The following is a 14334-nucleotide window of genomic DNA, read 5'->3' as shown; positions in this document are numbered from 1 at the left end:
CAAACGGACAAAAATGATGCCCAGACCCAAATCATATGATCGTCAGGAAGCCGTCGGCAAGGCCTGCCATGCTTTTTGGCAGCACGGTTATCAGGCCCTTGGGGTACGCGAGCTTGAGCGGATCGCCGGTATAAACCAGTTCGCCATTCGGTCGGAATTTGGCGGCAAAGAGGGGCTCTATCTGGAAGCATTGCAAAGCTATTGTGACGCGGCCGCGACGATAAAACTGCCTGCTCTGAAAACAGGTGGAATTAAAGAAATTATCACGTTTTTAACCGATCTGGTCACGCCGGGCTCTATGACATCCAGCGAATTTGGATGTTTGGCCGTCAATACCGGCATCGAAAACGCGCGCATTCAAAGCCCGAGGCTGGAAGAGGTGACGCAGGCGTACTGGTCCAAGCTCGAAGAGCATTTTCGTGCAGCACTGGAGAATGAGCGCGCAGCACATGGCGGCCTTGAGCATTTCGATGTGGAGGAGCTGTCAAAGGCGCTTGTCGTTGGGGTCATGGGGGTTCATGCGCAAAACAGAACGCTAGGGTCGCATGATGCGGGCAAGCCGCTTGTGAATGTGCTGTCGGCCATGTTGCACGAGGCGGTTCGGGGATGAGCGGTGCCCTGTCAAATTTTCGCCAAATCGATGGGTTTGACCAGCTAAGTGTCGCGCGATCTGGCAAGCTGAGTTGCTTCGCTTTCACACTGAAAACCGGAGATTTCTGTCTGTATAGCCCGGTTGCGGGCGTGGCTAAGGCTGACGGCGCAGGTCCGGCTGAACTGGGTGTTGTGTCTATGATCTTCGCGCCCAATCACTATCATAACAAAGGGCTCAAACCTTATTCAGATCTGCTCCCAGATGCGACATTCGTCTGCTCTGATGTGGCCAGACCGAGATTGCAAAAACAAACTGGGTTGGATTTCGCATCAATGGATGTTTTGAGCGCTGCTTTGCCTGAGAATATGCAGTTGCTTCAGCCTGAGGGTTTAAAGACCGGCGAAGTCTGGTTGCAGGTTCAGCAGGGCCAAAGGGTCGCGTGGCTTGTCACCGATGCCTTCAGCGGCGCACTGCGCCCAGAGGGGGAGTTCAACACGGCCCCCAGCATGCTGGGCACATTCCCCAAATTCGGGATTAAACATGCTAGCACCTACCGGGAGTGGCTAGAAAAACAGATATCCATGCAGCCACCGACGCATTTGCTGCCCTGCCATGGGTCACCGGTTCACAATGCCAATCTTGGGGCGGCTTTGATCACTGTTTTGGAGGAGAGCATTTGAACAGGATTGCCGCAGCATTTCTGCTGACCCTGATCGCAACGGCGAGTTATGCCGATACAGCAACGCGCGGAGCCTTGGGCAGCGTCGCTGCAACCGACCTTGCCGTCGTTGTTGCAGCGCGAGACGCCGCCGGTGCGATGGATGTCGAGAGTTTTCTGGACATAGACGCCCCACAAGCCGATGAGATCGTGGATCTCGGGTCGATAACAAAGACGGTGACAGCAGTCGCAGTGCTTCATCTTGCCCAGAGCAAAGGCCTCTCGCTTGATGCCAGCTTAGGTGAGCTTTTGCCCGATGTGCCAGAGGACAAGGCGCAGATAACCCTTCACCAACTGCTGATCCATGGGTCTGGAATTGTTGAATCAACGGGAAACGACACAGAACAATTGACAAGATCCGAATTTTTGCAACGCGTTTTTGAAGCGCCCCTGGAGGCCGTGCCGGGCAGCGCCTATTCCTATTCCAACGCAGGATATTCGCTGTTGGCCGCGATCATCGAGGTGCAGAGCGGCCTTGGCTACGAAGACTATTTAATCGACGAGGTGATCCCCGATGGCGCGCCCGCAATTGGCTATGCCCGTGCTTATGATGCGCAAAGGGCGATCACGAGCAACAGGGGGTGGCTGACTGGGTTTCAGCGCCGCGCTGTGGCCGATGCAAGCTGGGGCGGGCTAGAGCCTGGATGGAACCTGATTGGCAATGGAGGAGCGGTGACAACCGCGCAGGGATTTTTGTCATTCTGGGCCGCATTCCTTGAGGGGGAAATTGTGAACCCCGCTTTGGTGGCTGAGGCCGTCAAGCCGCATATTGATGAGGGCGATGGCGATACATTTTATGGCTATGGCCTCGTTGTCCAGCCCCTTGCGGATGGTACCACTGTCCTTTGGCATGACGGGGGCAATGAGATTTTCTCGGCCGAGTGGCGACACGTCAGTTCATCTGGAGCGACGTTCTTTTCGGCGGGGCGGAACGACGCTGCATTCGATGCGATGAAGACTATGTTGAGTAGCGCCCAAGACTTTGCTCCGAAATTATGATTGCAGAGTTGGGAAGCACGAGTTCAACCGTCGCGCGCCATTTAGATGTAGTATTTCAGACGACTTGCAGGCTGACTTTTGGAGTGACGCCCTTGGAGACTTCCTTGGCAAATGACTTGAAGTGTGCGGACCGTGAATTCCGTCCAACTCGCAAAACATAAGCAAGCTCAGGAGGCGGCGAGAACTGATGGTCGAGGATTTGCATCTCGTCCGTCAGATATCTGCCAGGAAGCAACGCAACGCCCAGACCAGACTGAACCGCCGAAACGATGCCCGCCGAACTTGCGCACTCCAAGATGGTTTCAAGCCCTGTCGCCGGAGTGTTTTCAATGTCCATCGCCCAATGCTTAAAAAAACAGTCGTCATCATAGGCGAGGAATGGGATTGTACAGTCGCAGCGTAGCTCTAGATCCTTGGCTTTGACCCAATGGACCAAATCAGTGAACAAAACTGTGTCAGACGGCCTTAGGTCGGTTGCAAAAATCTGCATCATCGAAATGTCGATTTCGCCCTTCTCCAGTTCACGTTGAAGGACAACACTTTGCCTAACATGTGTGCGTACACTCACATTGGGATGCAAGCGGGTGAAGCGACCAAGAATACGCGACAGGTCACTGCTGGTTACATCTTCGGTCATTCCTAGACGTATGTGGCCGGAAATTGGACGGGTACTCAGGCTTTGAACTGCTTCGTCATGCATAGCGCAAATTCGCCGCGCATAGACCAAAAGTCGTTGTCCATCTTCCGAAAGCAACGGAGCACCGGACTGACGGGTCAACAATGAACAACCAATTCTTTCTTCTAAACGTTTAACCTTGTGACTGACTGCAGATTGCGACACCGACAAGTGTTCCGCAGCGCGGGTGATGCCACCATGCTCAGCGATCGCGCAAAGGGTCCGCAACGCTTCGATATCCAGTCGCTTCATCTTCGTTTCAATCCCCATATGACAAAAGTGGGTTGTTTAATGAAAAAATTCCATTTTCGTCATGTTGCGTCAAGCTCTATCAATACCGGAAAAGATCAAACAACACGCAAACAGGAGCAATTGAGACCATGAAAACTACCAACCTCATAACAGTACTAGAAGTGACAGGTTCGGCGCTCGCGATCATCTATGCGCTACTGATCGCATCAAACACTGGCAATGAAATCGTTGGGTTTACCTTATTACTCATCTCCGCCGCACTCTTTGCTGGGTGGGGTTTCTTAGACAAGAGATGGGCCTTTTTTTCTCTTCAGTTTTTCTACGCGGCCTCAGCCATTATTGGCCTTGTTCGCTGGGCGTAGTATGAAGTGGATGAGTGAAATGGCTAAGGTCGGGGGCGGTGTCTCTCACGAATATGGACTTATCAAGAATACGCTCCGTTTGGTGATCCGCTAACTGAATCGGATTAAATCGCAAATTAGAGGGCTGAATATGAGAAACGGGCACTATATCTATTGATGCCAACAACCAAGACAGTGAGTACTCATACGTATTCAGTGAGCAGGCGCGGGGTATAGAGAGCAACTCTTCGCGCGCCTGCTTGGGCGATTAGTTCGGGTAGCGCGTGCCAAAAGCCGCGCCAACCGGAAACGCCTTGTCTAGGGTCGCAAGATCTTCTGCAGTAAGAGATACGTCAACGGCACCCGCATTCTCGTTCAGCCTTTCGATCCGGCGTGTCCCAGGGATTGGGACTATATCATCACCTTGAGCGAGGAGCCAAGCCAACGCGAGCTGGGCCGGAGTGCATAACTTCTCCTCCGCGAGCCGTTGAAATGCCGTCAGTAATTGGACGTTCTCAGAGAAATTGTCACCCTGGAACCGTGGAGCCTGACTTTTGCGCCAATCACCGTCTTCCAACGCTCCAACATCAGTGATTTGCCCCGTCAGGAAGCCACGGCCTAGTGGGCTGTACGGCACAAACCCAATCCCGAGGTTACGGCACATTGGCAAGATCTCTGCTTCGATGTCGCGATCCCAAAGGGAGTATTCGGTTTGCAGCGCGGTTATGGGGTGAACACTAACCGCGCGTTTCAGAATGTCGGGTCCGACCTCAGAGAGGCCAAGGTGACGGACTTTCCCTTCAGACACCATATTGGCCATAGCGCCGACGGTTTCTTCGATTGGAACCGATGGATCCATTCGGTGCAGGTAGTACAGATCGATCGCCTCCACATTTAGACGCCGCAAGCTGTCTTCAATGGACTTACGCGCGTAGCCAGGGCTGCTGTTCACGCCTAAAAAGGCGGGCCCGTCCCGCATGTTGCCGAATTTCGAGGCTAGGACGACCTTATCGCGGCGGCCCTGAATCGCCTTTCCAATCAGCTCTTCGTTGTGACCTGATCCATACATGTCAGCGGTATCAAGGAAGCTAACGCCCGTTTCGATTGCATGCTGGATTGTCGCGATGGAGGTTGTGTCAGACCTTTCGCCGTAAAACTCGGACATCCCCATGCACCCGAGCCCGAGTGCGGAAACTTCTAGTTTATCTTTGCCAATGGTACGTGTTTTCATTGTAATTATCCTATTTGACGAAAATACACCCCGCTCTTGCCTGGCGGGGTGTAGGAGCTTAATTCGAGAGGGCGTAGCTGCCCTTGGGTTCAAAGAAGGCTTTGAACCGCGCATCAAACACGTCGGGAACGGATTGAGAGACCGCAGGCTGATCAAGTAGCCATTCAGCCCAGACGCGTATTGGGTGTCCTTCATGAAACCGTTGCTCAAAAGCTGTTTTCAGAGCTGGCACCTTAGACACCCTTGTAAAGACCGGAGCGATTGCAGCCTCTAGCATACCGATGTTGAATTCCTCGCCGTAGCGTGCGGCTATCAGGTCGGTCATCGAGGATAGACCATCCAGCATTGCGGTGCATTCGATGTTGAACTCTTCCTTGGTTTTCGCTGCTAAGCTCCGAAATTGGGACATGATCAAACCATCAGTAAACGCAATCCACGCCCGTTCCTTGGCCCTTGCCAGAGGTGTATCAGGCAGCAGTGGCTCAGATAGAGTTTCGTCTAAGTATTCATTGATAACGGTGGATTCGAAAACGGTATCGTTGCCGACAAACAGCGCGGGAACGCGCCCAGTCGGAACGCGATCTGTAAACCAGTCAGGTTTGTCGGCCAGATCAATGTAAGTGACCTCGCAGACTGTGTCCTTGGCATTCAGAATAACACGCGCGCGCTGTACAAACGGGCAGATTTCAAAGCTGATCAGTTGTGGTTGGGGGCTCATACTCATCAGATCAACCGATGACCGCCGTCAACAACCAGCGCGTGACCATTCACGAACTCATTGTCGATCAGAAATTCTACAGCCTTGGCGACATCATCTGCTGAACCAACGCGGCCTACAGGCAGGCTTTCTGCGATGGAGCCCAAGGTGTCGCTGGCAGCGTCACCCATCAAGTTGCCCCAAATCGGCGTTTCGATGATACCCGGCACGACTGAATTCACCCGCACAGGGGCAAGCTCCAATCCCCAGACACGTGCGCTTGCTTCGCTCGCGGCCCCGACGGCCGCAAACATAGTCGATCCTGGCAGTGGTTTCTGTGTAACGGTACCCGAGAACACAGTGATCGAACCGGTTTTCGAGATCATTTTGGAGCCGTAGTGAACGCACAGCATTTGGCCCCATTGTTTGGTCTCCAAAATTTCGCGCGCCGCTTTCATGTCCATCTCGGCGATCGGCGCAAACATACTTGAGGCTGCTGGGGTGATGAGGTGGTCAAACTCGCCGACCTTCTCGAAAAACGCCGCGATGCTGTCTTCGCTGGCCAAATCCATGACGTGACCCGTGATGTCACCGTCCAGAGTAGCCAGCGCTGCATCCAATTTTTCTTGCGTGCGGGCTGATACAATAACGCTTGCACCACTTTTCAGAAGCCGCTGAACCGTCGCGTTTGCGATGCCACCGGTTATGCCGGTTACGACGATCCGTTTGTTGTTTAGATTGGGCATTTGATGAATCCTTTTATTCTTGTTGAGTTTGGTAGCTAGGTCGCGTTAAGCGTTTCCGAAATGGAATGTATGGAATTTCCACTATGCCGAATCGGAATTTGTCAAAAATTCATTTGCTCGAGACGTTTCAGGCGATCTTGCGGGAGGGAAGCGTTGTGGAGGCGGGGCATATTTTAGGGCTCACGCAATCTGCAGTCAGCAAGCACCTCTCTCAACTCAGGGAGTGGCTTGACGATCCATTGTTTGTAAGGACGAGCGAAGGCATGCAGCCGACCCCTCGGGCGTTGGAACTCATTCCACGAGTGGACAGGTTGTTGTCAGATGTCGCGCTGTTAACCGATAACGAAACACCTGATCCAAGACAGTTCAAAGGGGTCTTTACCCTAAGCGCCACAGACGAAATCTTGATGCGATACTTGCCAGCTTTGGCGGCGGAGTTTGACCTCCAGACGCCGAACCTCACCTTGAAAACAATGCCGTTGCAGCCTGACTATTCGCTGCACCAACTTGAAACTGGCCAAGTCAATCTGTTGATCGCAGTAAATTGGCACGCTCCAGGCCAGCTCAAGCAACGCCGCCTGTTTCAAGACGAATTCGTCTGCGTCATGCGGCGTGACCACCCCTTGGCAAATCAAGAGCTCACTTTGGGCAATTACGCGAGCGCTTCACATGTGTTGGTCGCGCCACTTGGAATGAGAGGTGGAACGATTGACGATGTGCTCAAAAAGAACGGAATGTCACGTAAAGTGGTGCTATCCGTTCCTTCTTTTTCCATGGTTTCGCCTGAACTACTGCGCAGCGACCGCATAACAACCGTTCCATCAACCGCATTGTCCACCATGCAGAATACAGACTCATTTCGAGTTAAGCAGCTACCTTTTAGCACTCAACCGATAGACTATCATATGATCTGGCATCCACGTTTCGACAACGATCATCGCTTATCATGGGTCAAGGCAGCTATAGGACGAATAGCGGCTCGAATTTCAACATCAACGGACCCTTACCAAAACACTGAGCGAAATACCGCAAAGGTTTCGCAACACCCGAAAGGCTGATTACCAACTCGTTCTCCAAATCTGCCCAAATGTGCGGGAACCGAGGGGAAAAGCCATTTCACGCCATAAGGTCAATTTTGTCCGTTAGACACTGAATGCCAGCACCTGACTGATTTGGGTCAAACCCCGCCCAGACTGGTCTGCCCAAATGTTGAACGCCTCCTGCGTCGCAATCATGGCACGTTTGGATGTTGGTGTTTTGTCAACGACGCCTTCTGCGACAAGGCGGGCCACAACATCAGGCGACAGCAGAAAACTGTTTTTCCCCATCATGCGCAGCATTCGTTGTCCGGTTAACGCGCCAAGGCGCGAACCCTGTTTGGACAGCAGCTGTAAAAGGTCAACATATTGATCGCTCTTCCAGTCCGCAAAGAATGCGCCAACACTCGGGGCCGATTTCTCAATATCCAGAATGAAACGCGCATTGTTGATCACGGCGTCAACCTTTGCGCCGTTGCGCACGATACGTTTGTCCGAAAGCAAGCGATCAATGTCTTCATCATGGTAGAAAGCGACGCGGACGGGGTCGAACCCGTCAAAGGCCTCTTCGATCCCCGACCATTTTGCTTCAATGACCTTCCAGTTAAAGCCAGCCTGAAAGAGGCATTTGGCCATGGCGGATAGCCATCGATCACTTGGGATTGCAGCCAGCTCTTCAGATGTTCGTGGTGCGCTCAGCAGTGTTTCGAGCGCCTCCGCACCGCCCTTCCGTTCGGCTGCGATGTCGTAGATCTCGTCAAACGTCCGCATCGGTGACCTCCCGATAAATTCCAAGTCCCTCAAGTGTGGTGCGCACCATCAGCCAAAGCTCGCCTTCTTCATGCAGGACTTTTGCAAAGACACTCAGGCCGATCAGCAAATTCTGTAAAGCCAATGCTTTACCATGGGTGTCGGTGTCTTGTGGCAATTCTTGCCGTGCAACGGCAATGTTCAACAACTCTTCAAACCGAGCGGCGCTGTTTTTGACTGCCGTGCCGAGCATCGGGCCCAATTCTTCATGATGTCCTACAAGTTCGCTGACACAATTAACCGCCAGACAACCGCGCTTTTCGGGGTCGAACGCTCGGATCGCCACAATCTCGCGAAACGTTTTTGATATGAGTGCAAGCACGGGCATGTCTGGCGGATCACCGTAAAGGGCGCGATCTGGTGTTTGGTCGAAATAGGCCGCAAGCACCTCTTTGAAGAGGTCTTCGCGTGAACCAAACGAGTTGTAAAAGCTGGACCGTGTGATCCCGAGCTGCTCTGACATGGCCTTAACGGAATTGGCCTCATATCCGTTTTGCCAAATTGCATGCATCACAGTCTCAACTGCAGCCCCGCGATCGAAAGTCGATGGTCGTCCCATTTTCTGGTCCTTTAAAAAGTTTTGTACACATATGGACAAAACTGAAGTGACGTGTTTTATACATACATGTACAAATTAATCTAAGTCAAGGAGACCACTCATGACAGCCTTCTTCGTTTCGCGGATTCGCGTAAAAAACAAAGACAAAATGCAGGAGTATGCCCAGTCCACGGGACCGACCATCGGTGCGCATAAGGGAAAACTGGTGCTGAAAGGCGCGGCAGACAGCACGTTGCTCGGCGATGATGCAGGTGAGCACATCACAAGCATTGTCGAATTTCCATCTTTGGACGCATTGAATGCTTGGTTCAATTCCCCTGAATATCAGGCCTTTACTGACCTGAGAGGACAAGCTGGCGAGATGCAGTTCGTCGCCTACGAAGTCCCGGCGGCCTAACCCCCCAACACTACAATTTATCAATCAAATACCCGAGCAGCACCGCTGCCTCGGACGGGAGAAATCATGTCTAAATCGATAAAAACCATATCTGTCTTGGCTGCAGCGCTGCTGTCATTTTCACCGGCCCTTGCGCAGGAGGCCGGACCACGGTTGCCTGTGCCTGTTATTGCCGAAGAGCTGTCGATCGCGCGTCACAGCGTGGAAGTTCTCGGCTCTACGATGTCCTACTTGGAACAGGGACAGGGCGACACCGTTCTGTTTATCCATGGCAATCCTACGGCGGCCTATCTGTGGCGCAACATCATGCCACATGTATCGGATACGCATAGAACAATCGCTGTGGACCTGATCGGCATGGGGCACTCGGCCAAGCCTGAGATCGACTACACCTTTGCGGATCACGCGCGTTACCTAGACGCCTTTGTCCAAGAAATGGGCCTTTCAGAGATCACTTTGGTTGGCCACGATTGGGGGGCGGCGCTGGCGTGGGATTTCGCCCGCAGACATCCCGAAATGGTTGTGAAACTTGTGTTCATGGAAGGTGTCTTGCCGCCATCGTTCCCACAAGCCAGCTACGAGGCCATGGGGGAAGAAATGGGCGGCATGTTCCGCGCTATGCGTGATCCGGAACAGGGTCACCAGATGATCATGGAAGGAAACATGTTCGTTGAAAATATCCTTCCGATGATGATCAATCGTCCGTTGGGCGAAGCTGCAAAGGCAGAATACGGAGCACCATACGCTGAGATGGACGACCGTTTGCCAACTTGGATCTGGCCACGTGAAGTGCCGATCGGTGGTGAGCCTGCATCAAATGTGACGCTGATGGAAGACATCCAAACATTCATGAGCAATACAGAAATGCCTGTGTTGCTGGCCTATGCAGACCCCGGCGTGTTGGTGCCACCGCAGGCGGTGCCTTTCTACACCAATCTGATCTCTAACATCGAAACAGCGTTCATTGGCCAAGGGCTCCACTTCATTCAAGAGGATCAACCCGACAGCATCGGCCGCGCCATCGAAGACTGGCTGCGCCGTCACTGAGTAAACAATGGGGGCGCACTAGGTGCGCCTCCGTCCGCGCCCTCAATAATTTATGAGCATGTTTGGCTTCCGGTCCCGTAGAAAACCAGTATCTTGAAGGCTAAGTACTGAGCCTCGCAGTTCGTGAATCTTCACTGGGAGGCATGCATCACCCTAGCGTACAACGACGGTGCCCGAACGGACGAACAAACGAAAGATAGCGTATGGTTTATTGGATTTTTGTGGTTTTGCTGACTTTCTTTGTGCAGTGCATGCTTGCGCCCATTGTGCGCTACCTTCTGAACGCCAAAGGCAGTGTGAAAATCGCTCTAGGCCCTCGGGACAATCAGCCGGATATGCCTGTACTCGGTGGTCGGTTTGATCGTGCGTTGCGAAACTTAATGGAGGCACTGCCAATTTTTCTAACCTTAGCGCTGCTGGCAGAGCAAAAGGGGGTTGCTGGCGGGATCACCGAGCTGGGCGCGGCGATCTTTGCGGTCGCCCGGATCGTCTATGTGCCCGCTTACGTGAGTGGCATTCCTGGGCTTCGGTCCGTTGTATGGATGGTTGGAAGCGCTGGACTAATTGCAATGGTTGTTGGGATCTGGCCTCATATTTAGGAGCCGCTATTCAAGCTCTTTAGCCTGTCCCAAACCGCTTGTGCGACTGTGCCAATTGTAACATCCCGACGGCGCATTACAAAATGTTCGGCTTGCACAGGTGGGTACCCTTCGACATTCAGCCGGACAAGATCGCCTTGGTCCAGTTCCCCTTGTATCATGTGTTGGGGCATGCCGCCCCATCCCATGTTTGCAAGCAGGATTTCTTTCTTCGTCGCAAAGTCGGAAACTGTCCATCGCTGGCCGCCGGGTAACAGGCCTCGACTTTGCTTGTTCGCCGAACCGCTGTCCGAAACGACGACTTGAATGTGAGATTGCATTTCAGCATCAGAATTTACAATCCCACCACGCGCTGCAGGGAAGTCAGGATGTGCAACAGGTAAGATCGTGACCGGCGCAAGAGGCAGGGCCTCGACGCGATCCAAAGGCACCCCATCCAGCGTTGAGATTGCAATTTGAACCTCATCGGCCAACAGCTTTTCTAGTGAGCCCCCCATATTATCACGTGTGACTCTGATGTGTGTCGCGGGATACCTAGATGTCATTTCGCCGATCAAACCCAAGATCGGCGAAAATGGAAAGGTTGCCGTAACTGTAAGGGCAACCTCTGCCTCCTGTTCTGAGTTCAGTGTTTTGGCGATGGATTTCAGGTCTTGCACCCGCTGTAAAACGCGAAGGGAGTGACGGTAAAATACCTCACCTTTTTCCGTCAACTCGGGACGATAGTTTTCGCGGGATAGCACAGAAAATCCAAGCTCGTCCTCGAGTTTTCTTAGCATATGGCTGATGGCGGATTGCGCTTTGTTCAGGTAGTCCGCCGCGCCTCTGAATGTGCCTTGTTCGACAATCGCGTTCAATACGACGAGCTGTTCAAGTGTCATAGTGCATTCCATTTGATCTATTTTCGCGATCATTAAGCTGAATAAACAATATTATCAACTGATCCATTGCAGCGATATCTTTCTCGAGAACAGATTAGGAGAAAGAAAATGACACCCGATAGCACACGTATCATTCACCGTGGTGACCTACCTCTGGGTGGCTTCGCAGGTATCGTCGAAACTCGGATGGTTATGAACCCGCGCCTTTGGAAAGACGCTGCAAATCGTCCAGACGTAAGCCACGGGCTTGGTGACTTTGTTTATTTGGCTTCAGGTCACTTTAAAGCAAATGACGGAGCGCCTCTGCACCCCCACAAAGATATTGATATCGTGAGTTTTATACCCAACGGCGCTGTTGGGCATGAGGGCACAATGGGACATGGCACGTCCATCAGTGGGCCAGGCGTGCAGGTGCAGCGCGCGGGAACAGGTATCGAACACGCGGAGTTCAGCCTGAACGGTCAAAAAGCAGATCTGGTGCAGATTTGGTTCCTACCTCCGGAAAAAGGGCTTGAGCCAGGGTATCAGGATTTCACTCTGGAAAAAGGGAAGATGACGACGGTGCTTGGTGGCAGCGGCGAGACGTTCAGGAATGAAATGACCTGCCAGATCGGTCTGCTTGGGCCTGGCGACAGCGCGTCCACCCGCCATCGGTTTGTCGCCTTTGTGAATGACGGTGAAGCGATAGCCAATGGGCAACCTGTCGCCGCAGGTGACGTTGTCGAAGGTGATGCGCTTGAGCTTAGCACAGCAACAGGGTGCAATCTGGTCCTGATCCAATACACAGAAACATTTTAATAGGTCGAGGTGAAACATGAAAATCATCGCATTTGGCGCAAGCAACAGCACAAAATCCATTAACAAGGCACTGGCGGCTTATGCATCCAGCCTTATCCCCGGCGCAGAGGTGGAAGTAATGGATCTGAATGACTTCGAACTTCCGCTGTTTAGCGAAGACAAAGAATCTCAGATTGGTCAGCCTCAAGCCGCTAAGGATTTCCTCGAAAAGATACGTTCTGCAGATGGGGTCGTCGTATCATTCGCAGAGCACAACGGATCCTACACTGCTGCCTATAAAAACTTGTTTGATTGGGCCAGCCGCATCGAGCAACAGGTTTATCAAAATAAACCCACAGTGTTTCTTGCGACGTCACCCGGAGCGGGCGGAGCATCGTCGGTACTGACCGGAGCAAAGGGCTCAGCTCCATTTTTTGGTGTCGATTTGCAAGACGCAGTATCTGTCCCGAGCTTTTACGATGTGTTTGACGCAAAAACTGGCGAGGTTACCGAGCCGAGTATTGTTGATCGGCTGCAAATCGCGATGAACACGCTGGCAGAGAATGTTGGAGTTGCAAAATGAGAAACTCAGATCGGCTTCCCCAACTCGTAATGTCCTTTGTGATGGCGGGCTTTATGTCTACGGCGCTGTCTGGCCTATTCACTTTCCTGGCTTTTGGACTCTCCCAGACTTGGGTCATAAATTGGGTACAGAGCGTCTTGATTGCTTGGCCTGTTGCCATGAGCCTGGACCTTCTGCTCGGAGCGACGCTGCGGCGCATTTCTGCGGCCATCTCTGAGAGAATTGAACGGAAAAAAACATTTAGGAGCTTCTTGTTTCTCTAGGCAATTGGGTTCAGGTGTTTCAGCATGAAAAGTTCTTGTCGGCTGAATTGCACTCTTTCCGACGGTCAGAAAAAATATCTTCCCGAATATGGAAACGAGCCCGCGCCAGGTGCGCGGGCGACAAATTCTTGTAGTCTGCACTGGGGCTCAACGGGCCGGTGGCCCGCTCACCCCGATCCAGGCATCATTCTTTTTGTTTGGTCCGCCCAACATCCCTGACCGTGGCGGTCAACCATAGTCCATCCCCAAAATCAGCCACCAATTTCCCCTGTCTCGCGGGCGAGCCATTCCTCGCGCGGCAAATTGGCGTCTGATTTCGGCGCAGACATTTTCTTCGCAAATGTGGCCGATTGACAGCCCCGTTCAGGGCCGTGGGTCGGGCTTTGCCCTCTCCCACTCCGTTCCGCCGAATACATGCGTATCCGGTCAGATCAGGTGGCCGAGGCGCAGCCCATCGGCGGAAGGGGGCGCGAAGCCTCACCCGCGTCACTTTGATCGAGGAGGCCACAAATGGCACCGAAGTTTGATGTTTATGCCCATGTCACCGAAACCATTATTGCAGAGATCGAGGCAGGCACGCCGCCATGGCGCAAGCCGTGGACAGGGAGCGCGTCCGGCATTGCCCTGCCAACCCGACACAACGGCGAGGAGTATCGCGGGATCAATATCCTGATGCTCTGGGTCATGGCGGCCAAGCAAGGCCATGTGTCCAGCCGCTGGATGACCTACAAGCAAGCGCAGGAGCTGGGCGGCCAAGTCCGCAAAGGCGAAACGTCGTCGACTGTGGTCAAATACGGGACGTTCACCCGAGAGAACGAATTGGGAATCGAGGAAGAGCTGCCCTATGCGCGCGCCTATCGCGTCTTCAACGCGGATCAGATCGAAGGTTTGCTGGATGAGTACTACATCCATCCCGAGGCCCCGCGCGATCTTGGCACAGCAGAAGATCCAGAGCTCAAGGCGTTTTTCAGCCGGACGGGGGCGGAGATCCTCACTAGCGACGACCCGCGCGCCTATTACAGCCCCGCTAAAGATCACATCCATATGCCGCCAATTGCCACGTTTCACAATGCGGCAGGCTACTATGGAACTTTGGCGCATGAGGTGATCCATAATGCCGCGCTCCGGT

19 protein-coding genes are annotated in these 14334 nt (G+C 53.0%); 12 read left to right on the top strand and 7 right to left on the bottom strand.

Features of this window, described 5'->3' with window-relative positions:
* Positions 1-16 precede the first annotated feature (16 nt).
* Genes ACRBB0_RS08585 through ACRBB0_RS08575 form a run of 3 tightly spaced genes read left to right on the top strand, consistent with a single transcriptional unit; the run spans position 17 to position 2309 of the window.
* The gene (locus tag ACRBB0_RS08585; RefSeq protein WP_431374012.1) at positions 17-610 is read left to right on the top strand and encodes a TetR/AcrR family transcriptional regulator; all 594 of its coding nucleotides are present in this window, start codon (positions 17-19) and stop codon (positions 608-610) included.
* Positions 607-1272 carry a hypothetical protein gene (locus ACRBB0_RS08580; RefSeq protein WP_431374011.1) on the top strand — a complete coding sequence of 222 codons (666 nt, stop codon included), beginning with the start codon at positions 607-609 and terminating at the stop codon, positions 1270-1272. Before ACRBB0_RS08585 ends, ACRBB0_RS08580 begins: the two co-directional genes overlap by 4 nt.
* A complete protein-coding gene (locus ACRBB0_RS08575) occupies positions 1269-2309 on the top strand; it encodes a serine hydrolase domain-containing protein (RefSeq protein ID WP_431374010.1) in 1041 nt (346 codons plus the stop codon). Before ACRBB0_RS08580 ends, ACRBB0_RS08575 begins: the two co-directional genes overlap by 4 nt.
* Before the next feature lie 55 nt (positions 2310-2364).
* On the opposite strand, the gene ACRBB0_RS08570 is transcribed toward ACRBB0_RS08575, so the two are convergent.
* Positions 2365-3237, bottom strand: a complete 873-nt coding sequence (locus ACRBB0_RS08570; RefSeq protein ID WP_431374009.1) for a LysR family transcriptional regulator — start codon at positions 3235-3237, stop codon at positions 2365-2367.
* Between the two features lie 128 nt (positions 3238-3365).
* On the opposite strand from ACRBB0_RS08570, the gene ACRBB0_RS08565 reads away from it, so the two are divergent.
* Positions 3366-3599 carry a hypothetical protein gene (locus ACRBB0_RS08565; RefSeq protein WP_431374008.1) on the top strand — a complete coding sequence of 78 codons (234 nt, stop codon included), beginning with the start codon at positions 3366-3368 and terminating at the stop codon, positions 3597-3599.
* Positions 3600-3846: 247 nt separating this feature from the next.
* Here the strand turns inward: ACRBB0_RS08565 and ACRBB0_RS08560 are convergent, their stop codons facing one another.
* The 3 genes from ACRBB0_RS08560 to ACRBB0_RS08550 are packed head-to-tail and all read right to left on the bottom strand — an operon-like array spanning position 3847 to position 6252.
* Positions 3847-4809 carry an aldo/keto reductase gene (locus tag ACRBB0_RS08560; protein WP_431374007.1) on the bottom strand — a complete coding sequence of 321 codons (963 nt, stop codon included), beginning with the start codon at positions 4807-4809 and terminating at the stop codon, positions 3847-3849.
* Between the two features lie 58 nt (positions 4810-4867).
* Entirely contained in the window at positions 4868-5533 is a 666-nt protein-coding gene (locus ACRBB0_RS08555; protein WP_431374006.1) for a glutathione S-transferase family protein, read from the bottom strand.
* Positions 5533-6252 (bottom strand): SDR family oxidoreductase, encoded by a 720-nt coding sequence (locus tag ACRBB0_RS08550; RefSeq protein ID WP_431374005.1) that lies wholly within the window; start codon positions 6250-6252, stop codon positions 5533-5535. The genes ACRBB0_RS08555 and ACRBB0_RS08550 overlap by 1 nt, the downstream gene beginning before the upstream one ends.
* Before the next feature lie 83 nt (positions 6253-6335).
* On the opposite strand from ACRBB0_RS08550, the gene ACRBB0_RS08545 reads away from it, so the two are divergent.
* Positions 6336-7310, top strand: a complete 975-nt coding sequence (locus ACRBB0_RS08545; protein ID WP_431374004.1) for a LysR family transcriptional regulator — start codon at positions 6336-6338, stop codon at positions 7308-7310.
* An 84-nt stretch (positions 7311-7394) separates the two neighbouring features.
* On the opposite strand, the gene ACRBB0_RS08540 is transcribed toward ACRBB0_RS08545, so the two are convergent.
* A complete protein-coding gene (locus ACRBB0_RS08540) occupies positions 7395-8060 on the bottom strand; it encodes a DNA-3-methyladenine glycosylase I (RefSeq protein WP_431374003.1) in 666 nt (221 codons plus the stop codon).
* A complete protein-coding gene (locus tag ACRBB0_RS08535) occupies positions 8047-8658 on the bottom strand; it encodes a TetR/AcrR family transcriptional regulator (RefSeq protein ID WP_431374002.1) in 612 nt (203 codons plus the stop codon). Before ACRBB0_RS08535 ends, ACRBB0_RS08540 begins: the two co-directional genes overlap by 14 nt.
* A gap of 100 nt (positions 8659-8758) precedes the next feature.
* Between ACRBB0_RS08535 and ACRBB0_RS08530 the strand changes: the two genes are divergently transcribed.
* The 3 genes from ACRBB0_RS08530 to ACRBB0_RS08520 all read left to right on the top strand — a co-directional run bounded on the left by ACRBB0_RS08530 (position 8759) and on the right by ACRBB0_RS08520 (position 10701).
* Complete coding sequence (locus ACRBB0_RS08530; RefSeq protein WP_431374001.1) at positions 8759-9055, top strand: DUF1330 domain-containing protein; 297 nt, start codon at positions 8759-8761, stop codon at positions 9053-9055.
* A gap of 66 nt (positions 9056-9121) precedes the next feature.
* Positions 9122-10102, top strand: a complete 981-nt coding sequence (locus tag ACRBB0_RS08525; RefSeq protein WP_431374000.1) for a haloalkane dehalogenase — start codon at positions 9122-9124, stop codon at positions 10100-10102.
* Between the two features lie 203 nt (positions 10103-10305).
* Entirely contained in the window at positions 10306-10701 is a 396-nt protein-coding gene (locus tag ACRBB0_RS08520; protein WP_431373999.1) for an MAPEG family protein, read from the top strand.
* On the opposite strand, the gene ACRBB0_RS08515 is transcribed toward ACRBB0_RS08520, so the two are convergent.
* Positions 10698-11582, bottom strand: a complete 885-nt coding sequence (locus tag ACRBB0_RS08515; protein WP_431373998.1) for a LysR family transcriptional regulator — start codon at positions 11580-11582, stop codon at positions 10698-10700. The genes ACRBB0_RS08520 and ACRBB0_RS08515 overlap by 4 nt on opposite strands.
* 108 nt (positions 11583-11690) lie before the next feature.
* On the opposite strand from ACRBB0_RS08515, the gene ACRBB0_RS08510 reads away from it, so the two are divergent.
* The 4 genes from ACRBB0_RS08510 to ACRBB0_RS08495 all read left to right on the top strand — a co-directional run.
* A complete protein-coding gene (locus ACRBB0_RS08510) occupies positions 11691-12380 on the top strand; it encodes a pirin family protein (RefSeq protein ID WP_431373997.1) in 690 nt (229 codons plus the stop codon).
* 16 nt (positions 12381-12396) lie between these two features.
* Positions 12397-12942, top strand: coding sequence for an NADPH-dependent FMN reductase (locus tag ACRBB0_RS08505; RefSeq protein WP_431373996.1), 546 nt, complete (start codon positions 12397-12399; stop codon positions 12940-12942).
* A complete protein-coding gene (locus ACRBB0_RS08500; RefSeq protein WP_431373995.1) occupies positions 12939-13205 on the top strand; it encodes a DUF2798 domain-containing protein in 267 nt (88 codons plus the stop codon). Before ACRBB0_RS08505 ends, ACRBB0_RS08500 begins: the two co-directional genes overlap by 4 nt.
* 510 nt (positions 13206-13715) lie before the next feature.
* A partial coding sequence (locus tag ACRBB0_RS08495; protein ID WP_431373994.1) for an ArdC family protein occupies positions 13716-14334 on the top strand: 619 nt, incomplete at its 3' end.

It is taken from the genome of Pelagimonas sp. (assembly GCF_050633425.1).
In the GTDB taxonomy this organism is placed as follows: Bacteria; Pseudomonadota; Alphaproteobacteria; order Rhodobacterales; family Rhodobacteraceae; genus Pelagimonas.
This window is presented reverse-complemented; position numbering and strand designations above follow the sequence as displayed.

Excerpts from the sequence above, each read along its gene's own strand:
- ACRBB0_RS08580 (WP_431374011.1), top strand. The coding sequence starts at position 607 with ATGAGCGGTGCCCTGTCAAATTTTCGCCAAATCGATGGGTTTGACCAG.
- ACRBB0_RS08525 (WP_431374000.1), top strand. The coding sequence starts at position 9,122 with ATGTCTAAATCGATAAAAACCATATCTGTCTTGGCTGCAGCGCTGCTG.
- ACRBB0_RS08540 (WP_431374003.1), bottom strand. The coding sequence starts at position 8,060 with ATGCGGACGTTTGACGAGATCTACGACATCGCAGCCGAACGGAAGGGC.
- ACRBB0_RS08510 (WP_431373997.1), top strand. The coding sequence starts at position 11,691 with ATGACACCCGATAGCACACGTATCATTCACCGTGGTGACCTACCTCTG.
- ACRBB0_RS08555 (WP_431374006.1), bottom strand. The coding sequence starts at position 5,533 with ATGAGTATGAGCCCCCAACCACAACTGATCAGCTTTGAAATCTGCCCG.
- ACRBB0_RS08535 (WP_431374002.1), bottom strand. The coding sequence starts at position 8,658 with ATGGGACGACCATCGACTTTCGATCGCGGGGCTGCAGTTGAGACTGTG.
- ACRBB0_RS08550 (WP_431374005.1), bottom strand. The coding sequence starts at position 6,252 with ATGCCCAATCTAAACAACAAACGGATCGTCGTAACCGGCATAACCGGT.
- ACRBB0_RS08530 (WP_431374001.1), top strand. The coding sequence starts at position 8,759 with ATGACAGCCTTCTTCGTTTCGCGGATTCGCGTAAAAAACAAAGACAAA.
- ACRBB0_RS08570 (WP_431374009.1), bottom strand. The coding sequence starts at position 3,237 with ATGAAGCGACTGGATATCGAAGCGTTGCGGACCCTTTGCGCGATCGCT.
- ACRBB0_RS08500 (WP_431373995.1), top strand. The coding sequence starts at position 12,939 with ATGAGAAACTCAGATCGGCTTCCCCAACTCGTAATGTCCTTTGTGATG.
- ACRBB0_RS08505 (WP_431373996.1), top strand. The coding sequence starts at position 12,397 with ATGAAAATCATCGCATTTGGCGCAAGCAACAGCACAAAATCCATTAAC.
- ACRBB0_RS08515 (WP_431373998.1), bottom strand. The coding sequence starts at position 11,582 with ATGACACTTGAACAGCTCGTCGTATTGAACGCGATTGTCGAACAAGGC.
- ACRBB0_RS08565 (WP_431374008.1), top strand. The coding sequence starts at position 3,366 with ATGAAAACTACCAACCTCATAACAGTACTAGAAGTGACAGGTTCGGCG.
- ACRBB0_RS08560 (WP_431374007.1), bottom strand. The coding sequence starts at position 4,809 with ATGAAAACACGTACCATTGGCAAAGATAAACTAGAAGTTTCCGCACTC.
- ACRBB0_RS08545 (WP_431374004.1), top strand. The coding sequence starts at position 6,336 with ATGCCGAATCGGAATTTGTCAAAAATTCATTTGCTCGAGACGTTTCAG.
- ACRBB0_RS08585 (WP_431374012.1), top strand. The coding sequence starts at position 17 with ATGCCCAGACCCAAATCATATGATCGTCAGGAAGCCGTCGGCAAGGCC.
- ACRBB0_RS08520 (WP_431373999.1), top strand. The coding sequence starts at position 10,306 with ATGGTTTATTGGATTTTTGTGGTTTTGCTGACTTTCTTTGTGCAGTGC.